Source organism: Haemophilus influenzae (assembly GCF_003494325.1).
Lineage (GTDB): Bacteria > Pseudomonadota > Gammaproteobacteria > Enterobacterales > Pasteurellaceae > Haemophilus > Haemophilus influenzae_I.
The window spans coordinates 56212-73868 of sequence record NZ_QQIK01000003.1; the positions used below are offsets into that span (position 1 = coordinate 56212).

15 protein-coding genes and 5 tRNA genes are annotated in these 17657 nt (G+C 38.5%); 8 read left to right on the forward strand and 12 right to left on the reverse strand.

All coding sequences use genetic code 11. From position 1 onward, the window contains the following. Positions 1-7: 7 nt before the first annotated feature. From djlA to gltX, 5 genes are all read right to left on the reverse strand, one after another. Complete coding sequence (djlA, locus tag DV356_RS05840) at positions 8-874, reverse strand: co-chaperone DjlA (RefSeq protein WP_005656217.1); 867 nt, start codon at positions 872-874, stop codon at positions 8-10. A 78-nt stretch (positions 875-952) separates the two neighbouring features. Further along, entirely contained in the window at positions 953-1594 is a 642-nt protein-coding gene (gene pyrE, locus DV356_RS05845) for an orotate phosphoribosyltransferase (RefSeq protein WP_005656218.1), read from the reverse strand. Positions 1595-1617: 23 nt separating this feature from the next. After that, positions 1618-2334, reverse strand: coding sequence for a ribonuclease PH (gene rph, locus DV356_RS05850; RefSeq protein ID WP_005632808.1), 717 nt, complete (start codon positions 2332-2334; stop codon positions 1618-1620). A gap of 144 nt (positions 2335-2478) precedes the next feature. Then, positions 2479-2554, reverse strand: a tRNA-Ala gene (locus DV356_RS05855). 80 nt (positions 2555-2634) lie between these two features. After that, positions 2635-4077 carry a glutamate--tRNA ligase gene (gene gltX, locus DV356_RS05860; protein ID WP_118806660.1) on the reverse strand — a complete coding sequence of 481 codons (1443 nt, stop codon included), beginning with the start codon at positions 4075-4077 and terminating at the stop codon, positions 2635-2637. Between the two features lie 170 nt (positions 4078-4247). On the opposite strand from gltX, the gene DV356_RS05865 reads away from it, so the two are divergent. The 5 genes from DV356_RS05865 to lpt6 all read left to right on the forward strand — a co-directional run bounded on the left by DV356_RS05865 (position 4248) and on the right by lpt6 (position 6482). Further along, positions 4248-4323 (forward strand) — tRNA-Val (locus DV356_RS05865). 43 nt (positions 4324-4366) lie between these two features. After that, a tRNA-Val gene (locus tag DV356_RS05870) sits at positions 4367-4442 on the forward strand. A gap of 58 nt (positions 4443-4500) precedes the next feature. Further along, positions 4501-4576, forward strand: a tRNA-Val gene (locus DV356_RS05875). Positions 4577-4628: 52 nt separating this feature from the next. Continuing rightward, positions 4629-4704 (forward strand) — tRNA-Val (locus DV356_RS05880). Positions 4705-4826: 122 nt separating this feature from the next. After that, entirely contained in the window at positions 4827-6482 is a 1656-nt protein-coding gene (lpt6, locus tag DV356_RS05885; RefSeq protein WP_118806661.1) for a phosphoethanolamine transferase Lpt6, read from the forward strand. Positions 6483-6499: 17 nt separating this feature from the next. Here the strand turns inward: lpt6 and DV356_RS05890 are convergent, their stop codons facing one another. From DV356_RS05890 to DV356_RS05900, 3 genes are read right to left on the reverse strand one after another with little or no spacing between them, the layout of a single operon-like run. Next, entirely contained in the window at positions 6500-7309 is an 810-nt protein-coding gene (locus DV356_RS05890) for a virulence factor BrkB family protein (protein ID WP_050948897.1), read from the reverse strand. Continuing rightward, positions 7306-7791: a YchJ family protein gene (locus DV356_RS05895; RefSeq protein ID WP_118806662.1), complete on the reverse strand. Its 486-nt coding sequence runs from the start codon at positions 7789-7791 to the stop codon at positions 7306-7308. The genes DV356_RS05890 and DV356_RS05895 overlap by 4 nt, the downstream gene beginning before the upstream one ends. A gap of 2 nt (positions 7792-7793) precedes the next feature. Further along, entirely contained in the window at positions 7794-8456 is a 663-nt protein-coding gene (locus DV356_RS05900) for an MOSC domain-containing protein (RefSeq protein ID WP_118806663.1), read from the reverse strand. 237 nt (positions 8457-8693) lie between these two features. Here DV356_RS05900 and udp point away from each other — a divergent pair, with 237 nt between their 5' ends. Beyond that, positions 8694-9452: a uridine phosphorylase gene (udp, locus tag DV356_RS05905; protein ID WP_005668933.1), complete on the forward strand. Its 759-nt coding sequence runs from the start codon at positions 8694-8696 to the stop codon at positions 9450-9452. Positions 9453-9676: 224 nt separating this feature from the next. Here udp and DV356_RS05910 read toward each other — a convergent pair whose 3' ends face one another. From DV356_RS05910 to DV356_RS05925, 4 genes are all read right to left on the reverse strand, one after another. Further along, the gene (locus tag DV356_RS05910; RefSeq protein WP_110431901.1) at positions 9677-10993 is read right to left on the reverse strand and encodes an MFS transporter; all 1317 of its coding nucleotides are present in this window, start codon (positions 10991-10993) and stop codon (positions 9677-9679) included. Positions 10994-11048: 55 nt separating this feature from the next. Then, the gene (gene menH, locus DV356_RS05915; protein WP_118806664.1) at positions 11049-11792 is read right to left on the reverse strand and encodes a 2-succinyl-6-hydroxy-2,4-cyclohexadiene-1-carboxylate synthase; all 744 of its coding nucleotides are present in this window, start codon (positions 11790-11792) and stop codon (positions 11049-11051) included. 62 nt (positions 11793-11854) lie between these two features. Beyond that, on the reverse strand, positions 11855-13561 hold the full coding sequence (gene menD / locus DV356_RS05920) for a 2-succinyl-5-enolpyruvyl-6-hydroxy-3-cyclohexene-1-carboxylic-acid synthase (protein WP_118806665.1): 1707 nt from the start codon (positions 13559-13561) through the stop codon (positions 11855-11857). 14 nt (positions 13562-13575) lie between these two features. After that, positions 13576-14847, reverse strand: coding sequence for an isochorismate synthase (locus DV356_RS05925; protein ID WP_192882165.1), 1272 nt, complete (start codon positions 14845-14847; stop codon positions 13576-13578). 156 nt (positions 14848-15003) lie between these two features. Here DV356_RS05925 and DV356_RS05935 point away from each other — a divergent pair, with 156 nt between their 5' ends. Further along, complete coding sequence (locus tag DV356_RS05935; protein ID WP_021035713.1) at positions 15004-16218, forward strand: pyridoxal phosphate-dependent aminotransferase; 1215 nt, start codon at positions 15004-15006, stop codon at positions 16216-16218. A gap of 116 nt (positions 16219-16334) precedes the next feature. Further along, entirely contained in the window at positions 16335-17591 is a 1257-nt protein-coding gene (gene mtr / locus DV356_RS05940; RefSeq protein WP_118806668.1) for a tryptophan permease, read from the forward strand. The last annotated feature ends 66 nt before the right edge of the window (positions 17592-17657 follow it).

Consider the following 17657-nt stretch of genomic DNA (forward strand, 5'->3'; position numbering starts at 1 on the left):
ACACACACTATTTCCAGCCTTTTGCTTTACAAATTAAATCGTAAGCGGCTTGAATCTGTTGAGTTTTTTCTTTTGCCATTTCCATCATTTCTGGCGGTAAGCCTTTCGCCACAAGTTTATCTGGATGGTGTTCATTCATTAAACGACGATAAGCACGCTTAACCGTGCTTTGCTCGTCGGACTCAGTTACACCCAATACTTTATAGGCATCATTTAAAGTTGGGCCAGAAGCATGTTGGTAACCACCACTATTTTGTTGCTGATATTGGTAGCCACCTTGATATGCACCTTGTTGATATTGCTGATAAAAACCGCCTTGAGTAAAAGCTCGCGCAGCCATTTCCATCGCAATCATTTGTTCAAATTGCATACGAGAAAGACCAAGTTCTTCAGCGATCACATAAAGCACTTCTTTCTCATTTTCGTGAAGTTCTGAATCGGCAAAAGCCGCTTGAACTTGCACTTGTAAGAACATTCGCAATAAATCAGCACGTTGCCCACAACCAATGCGAAATTCACGGATAACTTGGCGAATCGGGAAATCAGATTCTTTACCACGACGAAACGCATCTTGCGCTAATTTACGCCCAGCATCATCCAGTTTAAGCTGAATCATTAATTGATTAGCTAATTGGATATCTTCTTCTGTTACACGCCCTTTCGATTTACTTAAATGCCCTAACACCGCAAAGGTGGTTTGCATAAACAAGTCTTGACGCGTTGTTTTCTTTTTAAAGAAACTAGAACTTACCGAGCCAAGTTCATACAATTTTTTATCTGCAATAGAACCTAAAATGAGCCCAGCTATCGCACCAAAAAATCCACCAACTTTCCAACCTAAAAATACGCCTATAATTTTTCCAATAAATTCCATTCTTTCCTCTGTTAAGTTAAAGTGCGGTTATTTTTATAATGTTATTTATAATGATGATAAAAATTTATTTCTCAAGTTTTATACGCCAAATTCGGCACGATAAGCACGCATTTCTAGCAAATGGCTACTGTATCGAGGATCTTGTTCGATAAATTGCATCAAATCATCTAAATCAATGATTGATAGCACTTGGCATTGATAATCACGTTCTACTTCTTGAATTGCTGAAAGCTCGCCTTTTCCTCGTTCCTTACGGTTTAGAGCGATCAATACCGCCGCAAGCTCTGCCTTATTTGCACTGATTAATTCCATAGATTCACGAATTGCAGTGCCAGCCGTAATCACGTCATCCACAAGCAAAATTTTTCCTTGCAATGGGCTACCAATTAAATTGCCGCCCTCTCCGTGATCTTTCACTTCTTTGCGATTAAAACACACGGGTTTATCAATACCATAACGATTAAATAACGCCACCGAAACTGAAGTGCCAATTGGAATGCCTTTGTAAGCAGGGCCAAAAACCACATCAAAATCTACCGCACTTGCTTGAATTGCCGCAGCATAGAACTCGCCTAAACGCGCTAAATCTGCCCCCGTATTGAACAAACCCGCATTGAAGAAATACGGACTTTTACGCCCCGATTTCAAAGTAAACTCGCCGAATTTCAATACATTTCGGCTTAAAGCAAATTCGATAAAATCGCGTTTATATTGTTCCATTTTTTCACTCCTATAAACTGTGTTTATAAGCCTAGCGCTTCGCGTTGAGCGATAAAAATTTGATTACAGCCTTGTTTCGCTAAATCTAATAATGTTAATAATTCTTCATGGCTAAATGGCTCGCCTTCTGCAGTGCCTTGCACCTCAATCATGCGACCATCTTCCATCATCACAACATTCATATCGGTTTCCGCTGCAGAATCTTCCACGTATTCCAAATCACAAACAGCTTGACCATCAACAATCCCTACAGAAATCGCCGAAACTAGCCCTTTAATGGGGTTAGTTTTTAACGTGCCATTCTCAATTAAACCGTTGATCGCATCACATAATGCGACTGCAGCACCAGTAATGGATGCAGTTCGTGTGCCGCCGTCCGCTTGAATAACATCACAATCTAAAGTAATCGCACGTTCACCCAGTGCTTTAAGATCCACCATGGCACGCAAAGAGCGGGCAATTAAGCGTTGAATTTCCATTGTGCGTCCGCCTTGTTTACCTTTAGCCGCCTCACGTTGCATACGACTATGTGTTGAACGTGGCAACATTCCATATTCAGCCGTTACCCAACCTTGCCCTTGTCCTTTTAAGAAACGTGGCACAGCATCTTCCACTGTTGCAGTACAAAGCACTTTGGTGTCCCCAAATTCAACAAGCACAGAACCTTCAGCATGCTTGGTGTAGTTACGGGTAATTTTAATTTGGCGGGGTTGATTATTTTCTCGATTATTTGGACGCATAATTATTCCTTGATATGGTTTCGAACGATGTAATAAAAAAGCGCACTATTCTAGCACGCTTTAGTTTTTATTTTTGTTAAAATTCACTAAGATATTGATTATTGATAATAAAAAAGCAAGGTGCTTTACCTTGCTTTATTAATTTGGTGGAGATAATCGGGATCGAACCGACGACCTCTTGAATGCCATTCAAGCGCTCTCCCAACTGAGCTATATCCCCATAAAAGACAGCGACATGATAAAATTTGACTATGTGGCTGTCAATACGATTTTATTATGCGTTTGTTATCCGATTAAATATTAAGCGTTTTGTGCATGAATAAAATCAATAGCGCGCTGAATACGTGCAAGTACGCGATCTCTGCCGATACCGACTAGGGTAACATCCATTGATGGCGATTGACCAGAACCTGTCACAGCGACACGTAATGGCATGCCAACTTTACCCATGCCCACTTCTAGTTCAGCAGCTGTTTGCTCAATGGCTTCGTGAGTAGAATGTAAATCCCAGCTAGAAAGTGCGGTTAATTTTTCTTTCACTTTTGTAAGCGCTTCAGCAGCATTGCCTTTGAAATGTTTTTTCGCTGCAGCTTCATCAAAGGTTTCAAACTCTTCAAAGAAGTAGCGGCTTGACCTTGCCATTTCTTTTAAGGTTTTGCAACGTTCCGCAAGCATGGTGACTATTTCAGTTAATGCAGGGCCATTGCTTGTATCAATGCCTTGATCTTTGTAATGCCATTCAAGATGTTTAGCCACATATTCTGGCGGTAATTCACGGATATAATGTTGATTCAACCATTGTAATTTTTCGGTATTAAATGCGCTAGCTGATTTGCTAACGTGATCTAATTCGAAATAGTTGATCATTTCTTCGCGACTGAAAATTTCTTGGTCGCCATGTCCCCAGCCTAAACGTACGAGATAGTTGATTAAAGCTTCGGGTAAGTAACCATCATCACGATATTGCATTACGCTCACTGCGCCATGTCGTTTAGAGAGTTTTTGACCATCATCGCCATTAATCATAGAAACGTGTGCATAGGTTGGAATTGGGGCACCAATCGCTTTTAAAATGTTAATTTGACGAGGCGTGTTGTTGATATGATCTTCGCCACGTACAACATGTGTGATACCCATGTCCCAGTCATCTACAACTACACAGAAGTTATAAGTTGGAGAACCGTCTGTGCGGCGAATAATAAGATCATCAAGCTCACTGTTGCTGATTTCAATACGGCCACGTACGGCATCATCAAATACTACCGAGCCTTCAGTTGGATTTTTAAAACGTACAACGTGGGGTTCATCAGGTGAATGGTTGTGATCGTGTAAGCAGTGACGGTCATAACGTGGTTTTTCTTTATTTTGTTCTTGAGTATGACGAAGTTCTTCTAAGTGTTCTTTAGTACAATAACAACGATATGCTAAGCCTTGTTCAATCATTTCATCGATCACTTGGTTATAACGATCAAAGCGTTTAGTTTGGTAATAAGGGCCATGCTCCCACGGAAGATTTAACCATTCCATGCCTTCAATAATGGCAGCCGTTGCTTCTGGTGTTGAACGCTCTAAATCAGTGTCTTCAATTCGTAATACAAATTCGCCGTTATTATGTTTTGCGTATAACCAAGAATAAAGTGCGGTACGTGCGCCACCTACATGTAAATAACCTGTAGGGCTAGGAGCAAAACGAGTACGCACTTTTACATTTGGATCTAAATTAAAAGGAGCATCTAGTTTCATTTTTATAACCTATCTTCAATAAAATATTAGTCGTTATTCTACTACGACTTGTTTGACTTCTAAATAAAAAAGCGGATTTTATGCTTATTTTTACGACAATTAAACAAAATTTAATAAAAAGGTATTGACTGAAAATGCATTCTCCCTATAATGCCAACCCACAACATTAAGGGCGATTAGCTCAGTTGGGAGAGCACCTCCCTTACAAGGAGGGGGTCACTGGTTCGAGACCGGTATCGCCCACCACTTCTCTAAAAAGTGTTCTTAATGTTACTAAGTTTGACCAAGCGGGCGATTAGCTCAGTTGGGAGAGCACCTCCCTTACAAGGAGGGGGTCACTGGTTCGAGACCGGTATCGCCCACCACTTTTCTAAAGTGTCCTTTCCGCTCAAACTTTCCCTTTATATTTAAACGCTTTCTAGTGGGCGATTAGCTCAGTTGGGAGAGCACCTCCCTTACAAGGAGGGGGTCACTGGTTCGAGACCGGTATCGCCCACCACTTAAAAGTGTTTAAATAAACCGAAAATTTAAGGTTTTGCCTTAATATTATCGGGCGATTAGCTCAGTTGGGAGAGCACCTCCCTTACAAGGAGGGGGTCACTGGTTCGAGACCGGTATCGCCCACCACTTTATTTTCAAATTATCCAAATAATTTTCTTTTCCCGTTCAATCCATTACGTTTACGTGATAAAGTGCGCAGGCATTGTCATATCTAATTTTAAACTGTTTATATATCATAGGGAAAATTTATGATCGCTTATATTTTCTTAGCTTTATTCACGATTGCGGCAGTGATTTTTATTGTAAACTCCCATTATCGTTGGACTTATTTCTTTGCTATTACGCTTTTTACTTTTTTATTTGGCGGCATGCTTATGGTTTCCAGCCAATGGCAACGTGCTTTAAATTTTTCATCAGTGCTTTTTGTAGTGCTGATGTTATTTCATCGTTTAAAAATTCATTATTACAAACAGCCTTTGTTAATTTCAGATTTCTTTCTTGTGGTGGATTGGCGAAATTGGGAAACCTTAATTCATTATAAAGGTGCGTTGTTTGGCGTTATTGGGCTACTGGCGTTATTAGGTTATGCGATTTTTGGTTTTAATGATGTCGAGTCTTTAGGGGTATTGGGTAACAGCATTGGGGTGTTATTGTTTATCATTAGCTTTAGCTTGATGTGGCATTATTCTAAAAATCCAAGTGCGGTGCAAGTTTGGTTAGATTCTTTGCCCGATGATGGTCGTGATGTGTTTTTAAATTTACCAATGTCTTGCCGCGGTATTTTTTTCAAAGTGCCAAATTTTGATGGCAATAGCCAAAATTTTATTGAAAAAATGACCGCACTTTCACCTGATACAAACAACCTATCTGAAACAAAACCCGATATTGTTGTGACATTAATGGAATCCACGCTGAACCCTCATCAATTTGCTTTTAGTCAGCAATCTATTCCACCACTTTCCATGTTTGAGTCTCAAAGTGATACAGTATTTGCTTCGCCGTTGCGTGTACATACTTTTGCTGGTGCAACGTGGAAATCAGAATTTGCTTTTTTAGCTGGTGTACCTTCAACCGATTTTGGCGCGTTAGCAAGTGGCGTTTTTTATTCTGTTGTACCGCACTTGCAATCAGGTTTAGTGAAAAATCTAAAAGCTCAAGGATATTTTTGTGTTGCCTTGTCGCCTTTTACAAAAGGTAATTACAATGCAAAATCCGCTTATGATCATTTTGGTTTTGATTTGATGTTACAGCCGCAAGATCTTGGTTATCCTGCACCTATCAGTAAAAATCTTTGGGATATTAGTAGTGAAGAAATGATGAAGTACACCCGAATGATTTTGGAAAAACAACATCCTGCGTTAGAAAATGTAGATCAGCCGATGTTTGTTTATGTATTGACTATGCGTGAACATGGTCCATACGAATTGGGCATGGAAAATACATTTAATCTTCAAATGCCTAATTTAGGGGCTAAAAGTATTTCTGCATTGAATGACTATACTCAACGTATTGTCGCATTGAATGATGCGATTGAAGGAATAAATAACTATTTACAAGAACGTAAAAAGCCTTTTGTGCTAGGGTATTTCGGCGATCACCAAGTGGCATTTGATAATGCGATCCCTCCGAAGAAAGGGGATTATGCACAGCCCGATTATGTGACGCAATTTGTTGTAAGAAGTAATTGTGCAAGTCAATTTAAGCAAGAACAAAAGTTTTTAGATCTTGCTTTTGCTGGAGGCGTCTTGATGAATGTAGCAGGATTATCAGCAGAAGATGAATTTATGAAAGCGAATATGGCAATGTGTAAATTGAGTGATGGCAAATTAGAAGATTCTTCTGATATTCAGCTACTCAATGATTATCGCCATTATTTATATCAAACATTGGCGATTGCCAGATAATTTTCTTAGATCGAGCATTATTGCTCGATCTGCTCGCCAATTTCATCTAAGGTTGAAGCTAATTGCGCACCAACTAATACCACAAGCCAACTTATTTGAATCCACAATAACATAATTGGTAAAGTTGCCATTGCACCGTAAATTAATTGATAAGAGGGAAAAGTGACGATATACCAAGTAAATGCTTGTTTACCAAGAGTGAAAAAAATCGCGGCAAGAAATGCACCGTAAGCTGAATGCTTAATTTTCACTTTTTTATTCGGTACAACCGTATAAATAAGCGTAAAAATAAACCAAGTAAATAAAAAAGGCACAAAACTGAGCAATTTTAAACCTAATGATAAATGTTCCGATTGTTCAAACATTATTTTAATATACGAACTAATCCCAATACTAACGCCAATAATAAGTGGGCCAAGTGTCAAAATCATCCAATAAATCGCAAAAGAAGAAAGCGGAGAGCGAGATTGACTATTGTGCCAAATACTATTTAATGTTCGGTCGATATTATTAATCAACATCAAGGCGACCGCAATCAAGCTAATAATACCAACAGCACTCATTTTTTTTGAATTTAAGACAAATTGATCGATATATTCGCCCACCATATCACTCGCTGATGGCGCAAAATTAGTGAAAATCATTTCTTTCAATTCTCCCGTCACTTCATTGAATACAGGAAAAGCAGAGAAAATAGAAAAAATAACCATAACCAAAGGAACCATTGCTAACATTGTGCTATAAGTCAATGCGCCAGCTACTTGATTAAGTTTATTTTCTGAAAAACGTTTCCAAAAGAGCAGGCTAAATTGTTTCAATGAAATCATAAAAATCCCCCACAGCAATGTTTAAATTTTTTACCAGAACCGCAGACACAAGGTTGTTTCATTGTCGGTAATGATACCGTTGGATCTACAAAATACCAACGATCTTCAATTTTCACAAAAATTGACCGTTCTTGATGGACTTGTTCACAATCTTCGCCTTGAAAAATCGCCTTAAATTCCACCGCACTTTGAGTTTTTGTAAGGCTTTCCGTTTTTAGAATTTCTAATCCTAGCCACACGGTATTGTCCGCCCATTCTTGCAATAACCTAGGCTCTAATAAAGTTTGTTGGCTTGGTACAGTTGTTGCAACAATATAAGGTATATTTTCTAAAACGTAAGCCGTATAACGTGAACGCATAAGTTGCTCTACCGTTTCGGGAAATGCTTGTTTTAAATGAAATTTTCCACAACAATCCGCATAATGATGACCAGATTGACAAGGACAATTTTCTAAAGAAAGTGCGGTTGAAATTTCTGACATATTTATCTCTGTTGTTTGAATTTCGATACTTGTGAGCGAATTGAGCGTTTAAAGGCTTCAGCTAATACTTCAATATCTAATGCTGCTTCTAGTTCAGCTTCATTTTTTGGCGCAGATAACAAGCGATTTAAATGACGAATTGTTATTTGCGGATAAGGACGGGCGAGTAATTTTAATTCATCCTTTTGCTTAATTGTTCCTGTTTCAATAATACGAACATACCATCCACTAAGCCCAGTTTGATAAACAATATCTCGCGTCTCTTCGTTTTCCGTGTTTTTTGATAAACGCTCACAAGGTTTACGTGGTTGAGATACTTCTAAAATGGTTGAGCCGATTTGATAACGATCGCCAATACATACATTGTCTTCATTCAAGCCTGATACGACAAAATTTTCTCCGTATATCGCAGTATCCATATAAGAAAAATCTTTATTTAATAAAGTATTTAATTTATTAAAAGAATCTGCCGACATAAAAAAGAGAGATTTATCTACACCACCATGATGTTTTTTTAAACCCACATCGTTTCCTTCCGCACCAAGAGAATGAATTTTTACCGATGGCACAACTTTTTTACGAATCGCGCTTTCATACTGGCTTCCATCGGAAAAGGTTAGGGTTTCAACTTGTCCCACTTTTATAACTAAAATTTTTGCATTCATTTTATTTTTCGCTTGTTCTAGAAAAAATTTACGTGGAATTATAACCGAAAACGTTTAACTTTTTGACCGCACTTCTTTTTTTACTTATTATTTGTTATCAGAAAAATGAAAGAGAAATAATGAAAATGTTTGAAAGAGAAAACAAAATTTTCTAAAAATGTTTTATTTCTTTTCTTTACAATAAGATTTTTCCTAAGGGCGAAATCATCACGTTCAATGATAATAAGGAGATTTATTATGTCAGACGTATTTCACTTAAACCTCACTAAAGCACAACTTAAAGGCGCAACACTCGCTATTGTTCCAGGCGATCCTGCGCGTAGTGAGCGTATTGCGAAACAACTTGATAACCCAGAGTTTCTTGCAAGCACGCGTGAATTTACATCGTGGTTAGGTTATGTCAATGGTCAGCCTATTGTTGTATGTTCTACGGGTATTGGTGGCCCTTCAACATCAATTTGTGTAGAAGAACTTGCTCAACTTGGTGTACGTACTTTCTTACGTATTGGTACAACGGGTGCAATTCAACCGCACATTAATGTAGGCGATGTTCTTATCACAACCGCTTCTGTTCGCTTAGATGGTGCAAGCTGTCATTTCGCACCTTTAGAATATCCCGCTGTGGCAAACTTTGAATGTACAACCGCACTTTATAATGCAGCGAAAGCAAAAGGTATCGAGCCTTATGTGGGTATAACCGCTTCATCTGATACATTCTATCCAGGTCAAGAACGTTATGATACCTATAGCGGAAAAGTATATCGTGATTACCAAGGGCTACTTAAACAATGGCAAGATTTGAATGTAATGAACTACGAAATGGAATCCTCAACATTGTTCACTATGTGTAGTGCATTGGGTTTACGTGCAGGAATGGTTGCAGGCGTGATTGTAAACCGTACTCAACAAGAAATTCCAAATGAAGCAACAATAAAGCAAACGGAAGAAAAAGCTGTGTCTGTTGTGATCGCAGCTGCACAAGCGTTGTTAAGTTAAATTAATATTTATTTGAAGCAATAAAACCTTATTTTATTCTGCACCTTAATTAGATTTATTTTCTAACGAAGTAAGGTGCAGATTTTTTATTAACAAACTGCGATCTTCTGATCAATTTAATCAAAGTAGTCTATTTACTTGTTGGCATTGAAACCTAAACTTGATATAAGTTCTAAATAAACTACTTTTAAAGGCTAAATAACCTAAAATATTTACGACTAAAATTAGATTTCTGTTAAATCTACATTTTTAGTCTCTTTTGAGGCTAATAATGCCAAGAAAGTCATTAATGCATTGATTGCTAAATAAATTCCTACGCCCATTACACCGAATGACGCGTTAATTTTTAAAGAAATCATTGCTGCAATTGTTGCACCAATAATTGATGCTAAATTATACGCAAGAGAGGCACCTGAATAACGGACTTCTGTTGGGAATAATTCTGGTAATAGCGCAGCCATTGGACCAAATGTCATTCCCATAATCGCCATACCAATCACTAAAAATGCAAATACGCTAACTGGAGTGCCATTTTCTAAGAATAACGGCATTGCTAAACCAAGCACGCCGATAGCAATAGTCACCCAAATCAACCATTTACGACGACCGATTTTATCGGCATAAAAACCGGAAATACTGATAAAAATACCAAATACAATGGCACTAATTAATAACAAGCCAGTAAATGTATTTGCTGGGATACCTAAGCCAAGCGCATAACCTGCTTCAGAAAGCTTTGGTGCTGTTCGAGAATATGCCTGTGCAAAAGCCGTCATAATGTAAAACAGAGAATAAGTTGCCACCATAATAAATGTACCAATGATCATTGGTTTTAAGTGTTTGGTAAACACAACACTCACTGGTGCATTCAATTTTTTGCCTTTTTGCTCTGCTTCCACAAATACGTGGCTTTCGTGCAAAGTTAAGCGAACATATAAACCAACTGCAACTAATAAAATGGAAGATACAAATGGAATACGCCACGCCCATTCAACAAGTGCATTATGACCAAGTAAATAGCTAGCTAAGAAGAACGTTCCATTAGCGACAAATAAACCAATTGGTGCGCCTAATTGAGGGAAAGTACCGTACCAAGCTCGTTTTCCTTCTGGTGCATTTTCTGTTGCGACTAACGCTGCACCGCCCCATTCTCCACCAAGTCCAATTCCTTGACCAACACGGCATACACAAAGCAAAATCGGCGCCCAGATACCAATTTGAGCATAATTAGGAAGTAAACCAATTACTACCGTTGAACCACCCATTAAAACAAGAGAGGCAACCAAGGTTTTTTTACGACCAATTTTATCGCCAAAGTGACCAAATAATGCCGAACCAATAGGACGTGCAAAAAATGCAAGCGCAAGCGTAGAAAGAGAAAGTAGATCATTAGAAAGAGGATCATCGCTATGAAAGAATTGCGTATTGAAAACTAATACAGCGGCAGCCGCATAAATATAATAATCAAAAAATTCAATTGCTGTACCGACCATCGAGGCTAACGCCACTTTCATCGGATTATTACGAAGTTGTGTAGACATTGTGTTTCCTTAGAAGTTTATTATAAAAAGAAAGGGATAAATCCTAGCATTTTAACTAAGGTCTAGCAATTTTTAATATGCAATTTTCTATTTTTTTAGAGAAATATTTTGAATTTCCTAAATGTGAGTTATGCCCAGCACAGGGAATTGTCACTAAATTAATTTGATTTTCTTTCGCAATAGTTTGAAATTTATGATCTCGTTCGCCACAAAAATAAAAAAATGGCAAAGAACTTAACCGCACTTTTTCACTAAAATCAGGTTGCTTGGATAGACTTGTCGCCAACAACATTTTGCCAATATTTTCCCCACAATTTGATTTTCGTTTTTCAACTAACTGCAGTCTTTCTTCTGCAGTCAAATGGGAAAACACGGGCTGTTGATACCAATCATTTAATACATTTTCTGGCGATTCTTGCATAAAACGTTGAGCCCAAGCAAAATCCTGTTGAAAACGAGCCTGTTTTTCTTCGTCGGTTTTTAAACCTAGATTCGCCCCTTCTAAAATAACGCCTTGCAAATTAGATCGTTCCACCTGAGCTTGCAGCGCATAATACAAAGCGATCCGTCCGCCTAAAGAATACCCAACAAGAAAATAGGGGTCATTTTTTACCGCACTTTTAATTTGCTGAGATAAATACTCCGCCGTTTCTTCAAAATTTGTAACTTCAACGCCTTTGGCTTGTCCATGAAAAGGCAAATCTAGCGCAATACAATTAAAGTGCGGTAAATTTTTAATGACTTTTTGCCAGTCGTTTTTTGTACCAAGAAGTCCGTGAAGAAAAATGATGTTTATCATTGGAGGGATTATTGATAGAAATAATAAATATGGCGGACTAAAGCCCGCCTACAGAATAATACTTAAGCACCAATCACGGCGTGACTAATTTGCTCGATTAAGCGTTTATACAAACTACTACCATCACTCGGATTCGTTTTGATTTCAATTAACGTTGCCTTGCGACGACTATAAGCCTGTTTAACAACGGAATTAAGATCTGCCCAAGTATAAGGATGAGCGTATTTGAGATCGAACATTGCCGCGATTTGAGAAAAATCGCCATTATGCGGTAATCGATAGAACTGATCTTTGACTTGTTCATCCACAGGTAACATATCAAAAATCGCGCCACCATTATTATTGATCACAAAGATTACCGTTGGTTGCGTAACGTTTTTGAATAATGCGAAAGAATTTAGATCATATAAAGTGGACGTATCGCCAATCACCGCAACAACAGGTTTATTTGAACCTATACCAATTCCAGCTGCCGTAGCCAACAAACCATCAATTCCACTCGCACCACGATTGGTATAAACAGGATAACTTTCTGGTAATTGCGTTAGCGCATCAACAAGACGAACAAGTAAACTATTACCTAAAAATAAAACACCGTTATAAGGTAAAAGTGTTGGTAAACGTAATGCGAGCGAGGCTTCCGTTAAATTTCCGCCTACTTGCTGTTCAATAAAGGTCGCACAGAACTTAGATAGAGCTAATGGCTCAAGCAACCAAGGCTTTTGGCGTAAAGGAGGATGCGCACGCAACCAATGATGCGCTTTAGCATTAAATCTTGTCAATGAATGATGGTAAGGATCCAATGCTTTACCGCTTTGTTCAACCAACCAAAATTCCCCTTTAAACGCCTGTAAGAATTGATTAATTCGTTTACTAATAAAGCGTGCACCAAATTGAATCACAATATCAGCTTGCAGAAGTTTTTCACGAACAGTTTGATTTGCGAGCCAAATATCTTCATAAGGCGTCGTTGGAATAACACCAGATTGAATATCCGTTAGTAATATCCAGCCCATAGCACTTGCCCAAGCATTAATTCCCATCGCTTGTTCTGCAGGTAATTGACCAACCACAACGACACCACGTTTGGTACGCCAATGATCCCAATTTTCATGCATTAATACTTCGTTTTGTTGGGCTTCTACATTTATCCAAGACTTGGTTTGAATTAACCAGCGTTGTAACGGATGTAGCCAACTATGGGAATTTACTTCCTCATCAGTTGCATCATAAAGTGGCTCGGTAAATGGCACATTAATATGAACAACGCCACTTTGTTGTTTTTGTTGGAAAGCTGCCTGTTCAAGTAGAGAAATTAACCACTGCGCAGAATAATCAGCATTCGGTTTAGGTAAATTAACATTTGCAACCGGATACTGACCAAACATATTTTGTTGCAAAATAGCTTGATTCGCACCGCACTCCCAAAGTTCTGGTGGACGATCAGCAGTTAAAACAAATAAATTCACACCCGTTTGGCGCGCTTCAATAATGGCGGGATAAAGGTTTGCAGTCGCCGTGCCTGATGTAACAATAATTGCAACAGGCGATTGAGTTGCCTTAGCAATACCCAAAGCAAAAAAACCTAAACCGCGTTCATCAAAATGCGTATGACAAGTGACTGAACCCGCATTTTGCAAACGTACGGCTTCTAGAGTTAAAGGTGTCGAACGCGAACCTGGCGCGATACAAACGTGAGAAACGCCTTGACGCACCAAGGTTTCTAAAATCACTTTCGACCAACAACGATTAAACACGCTTACCGACATTTTTTTCTCCGTTATCATTTTTCTTCTGCAAACAAGGAAATCAACCCTGCTGCTTTACGTTCAATTTCTTTCCATTCTTCCAATGGCTGCGAGCCTGCCACAATGCCCGCGCCAGCAAATACACGAATACGATGACCCTCAATAAAGGCGGAACGAATCGCCACACAAAATTCTGAACATGCATCGCTCATCACACCCAATGTTCCCGCATACCAGCCTCGATCAAAGGTTTCAATTTCTGACAAAATCATTTTGGCTTGTTGCTGTGGCAAACCAGATACTGCAGCTGTAGGATGAATCGCTTTTAATATATTTACATCCGCATAATGTGCGGTCAAATTTGCACGAATTTTACGAATCAAATGTTGTACTTTACGTAACGGTTTTAATTCCACATTGCTTACATCAAAACTTTCTACTTGCTTACGTAAATTCTGCGAAATATCTTCTACGACCAACCAATTTTCTTTTAAATTTTTCTCGTCATTTAACAACCAATTGGCTTGAGATTGCGTTTCTTCCTCACTTTCAGAAACCGAGGCTGTCCCCGCCAAAGCTTCAGTTAGCAACAAGTTATACTCACGAGCAAATAGGCGTTCTGGCGTAGAACCAACAAAAACCGAATGAGGATTTTCAGCCCACAAAAAATGATAACAACCTTGATTTTGTTTTTCGCTTTCAGCTAAAAAATCGTACGCATTAATCGCTTGCTTTAAATGAAAAGTGGTTTCATTGGCTAATACAATTTTTGTCAGCTCTCCACTTTTAATTTCTACCAAAGCCTGATTTACCCAATCGCACCAAGTTCTTTCGTTAGCTCGAGGCTCTGTATGCAAAGGAATCTGTTTTGGCAAAGCAGAAAGTGCGGTGAGATTTTCAAAAGTTTTTAGGTGGGCTAAAGTATCATTCGCACTTTGCTCATCTTTCACAAAAAATGATACCAATGCACCTTTCTCATCCTGTTCAACAAGAATTTTTGGCAATACAAATTGTGCGGTACCTTGAAATTGCAAACCACCTACCAGTGGGAAACCACTTTCTTCAATAAACTCTTGCGCTAAATTTAATTGTGAAAATGACTGCACTTCGCCAAGCGCAGCCAATGCTTTTTCTTCATCACGAAAATGTAAATAAAATTGTGGATACGCAGATTGACTTTTCAGCCAAGCCAATAAATCGACCTTGTCCAGTTTCACCTGAAAACGGACAAGTTCATTCGTTGATTGCTGTAAATATGCGTGAATTTTCGATTTTAACTCGCCTATTGCATGCGCTAAATAACTCATTAGATTTTGTTTTAAATACACAAAAAATTAGCCGTATTCTACCGCAGATTGTTAATGACAAAAAATTTTTTTACAAAATCTTTTCAATATTGAAAATTCAGCGTAAATTAACCGCACTTTTCTCGAAAAATTTATTAGAAACAAAAGGATTTCACTATGCGATTATTCCCAAAATCCGACAAATTAGAACACGTATGTTATGACATTCGTGGGCCAGTGCATAAAGAAGCACTACGCTTAGAAGAAGAAGGCAATAAAATTTTAAAACTTAATATCGGCAACCCCGCCCCTTTCGGCTTTGAAGCACCCGATGAAATTTTAGTAGACGTGCTACGTAATTTGCCATCGGCTCAAGGCTACTGCGATTCAAAAGGTTTATATTCTGCTCGTAAAGCCATTGTTCAATATTATCAATCAAAAGGTATTCACGGTGCGACCGTCAATGATGTGTATATTGGTAACGGCGTATCTGAGCTTATCACAATGGCAATGCAAGCATTACTTAATGATGGCGATGAAGTGCTTGTGCCGATGCCTGATTATCCGCTTTGGACTGCAGCGGTAACCCTTTCTGGCGGTAAAGCTGTTCATTATCTTTGTGATGAAGAAGCAAATTGGTTCCCAGCTATTGATGATATTAAAGCGAAAGTGAATGCTAAAACTAAAGCCATTGTTATCATCAATCCAAACAATCCAACTGGCGCAGTGTATAGCAAAGAATTATTACAAGAAATTGTGGAAATCGCGCGCCAAAATAATTTGATTATCTTCGCAGACGAAATCTATGACAAAATTTTATACGATGGCGCAATACATCATCACATTGCCGCACTTGCCCCTGATTTATTAACCGTTACGCTGAATGGGTTATCAAAAGCTTATCGAGTTGCAGGCTTCCGCCAAGGTTGGATGATTTTAAACGGCCCAAAACATAATGCGAAGGGTTATATTGAAGGCTTGGATATGCTGGCATCAATGCGCTTATGTGCTAACGTACCAATGCAACATGCAATTCAAACCGCACTTGGTGGCTATCAAAGTATTAATGAATTTATTTTACCGGGCGGCCGATTACTTGAGCAACGAAACAAAGCCTATGATCTTATTACTCAAATACCCGGCATTACTTGCGTAAAACCAATGGGGGCGATGTATATGTTCCCGAAAATTGATGTGAAAAAATTCAATATTCACAGTGATGAAAAAATGGTGCTTGATTTACTCCGCAAAGAAAAAGTGTTACTTGTGCACGGTAAAGGATTTAATTGGCATTCGCCAGATCACTTCCGTGTTGTTACTCTTCCTTATGTAAATCAACTTGAGGAAGCCATTACAAAATTAGCAAGATTTTTGTCTGATTACCGTCAATAATGAATGCTTTGACAACATTACAAAGGGGACTGAATGTCCCCTTTTTATCGATATAAATATATTGCACTTTCCTTTTGCACTACTATAATAGTGCAAATTTATTTTAGAGGCATTTTATGACACAACAAAGATCCCCTTCTCTCTTAGGCGGTGCGATGATCATCGCTGGTACAGCTATTGGTGCAGGCATGCTGGCTAACCCAACTTCAACGGCTGGTGTATGGTTTATTGGTTCGATTCTCGCTTTAATTTATACTTGGTTTTGTATGACGACATCAGGATTAATGATCCTAGAAGCTAATCTGCATTATCCAACAGGTTCAAGTTTTGACACCATCGTTAAAGATTTATTAGGAAAAAGTTGGAATATTATCAACGGCCTTTCTGTTGCTTTCGTCTTATATGTTTTGACTTATGCCTACATAACCTCAGGCGGAGGCATTACACAAAATCTGCTCAGCCAAGCATTCAGTTCTGCTGAAAGTGCGGTGGATATTGGAAGAACTTCAGGATCTTTAATTTTCTGCCTTATCCTTGCAGCCTTCGTGTGGCTTTCAACCAAAGCGGTGGACCGTTTCACAACTGTGTTAATTGTCGGGATGGTGGTCGCTTTTTTCCTTTCTACCATTGGTTTATTAAGCTCTGTAAAAACAGAAGTTTTATTCAATACCGCTGCTGAAAGCGAGCAAACATATTTACCTTATTTATTGACCGCACTTCCAGTTTGTCTCGTGTCCTTTGGTTTCCACGGGAATGTTCCAAGTCTCGTCAAATATTACGATCGTGATGGTTGTCGTGTGATGAAATCGATCTTTATTGGTACGGGATTAGCACTCGTAATTTATATTTTATGGCAGCTTGCTGTGCAAGGTAATTTACCACGCACTGAATTTGCCCCAGTCATTGAAAAAGGCGGCGATGTTTCTGCATTATTAGAGGCTTTACATAAATACATTGAAGTAGAATACCTTTCCGTCGCATTAAATTTCTTTGCTTATATGGCAATTTCTACGTCATTCTTAGGTGTAACTTTAGGCTTATTTGACTATATCGCCGATCTGTTTAAATTTGACGATAGCTTATTAGGCAGAACAAAAACAACACTTGTTACTTTTTTACCGCCATTATTGCTAAGCCTGCAATTTCCTTATGGATTTGTGATTGCCATTGGTTACGCTGGATTGGCGGCAACAATTTGGGCTGCAATTGTCCCCGCACTTCTTGCCAAAGCAAGTCGCCAAAAATTCCCAAATGCGACTTATAAAGTGTACGGAGGAAGTTTTATGATTGGGTTTATAATGTTATTTGGCATATTAAATATTGTGGCGCAAATTGGGGCAAACTTAGGTTGGTTTGCAAGTTTTACTGGGTAAGTTTTAAAGAATGGATTTAAATTTTCAAGATATTTAAATGATTAAATAGTGATCTGCACCTTATAG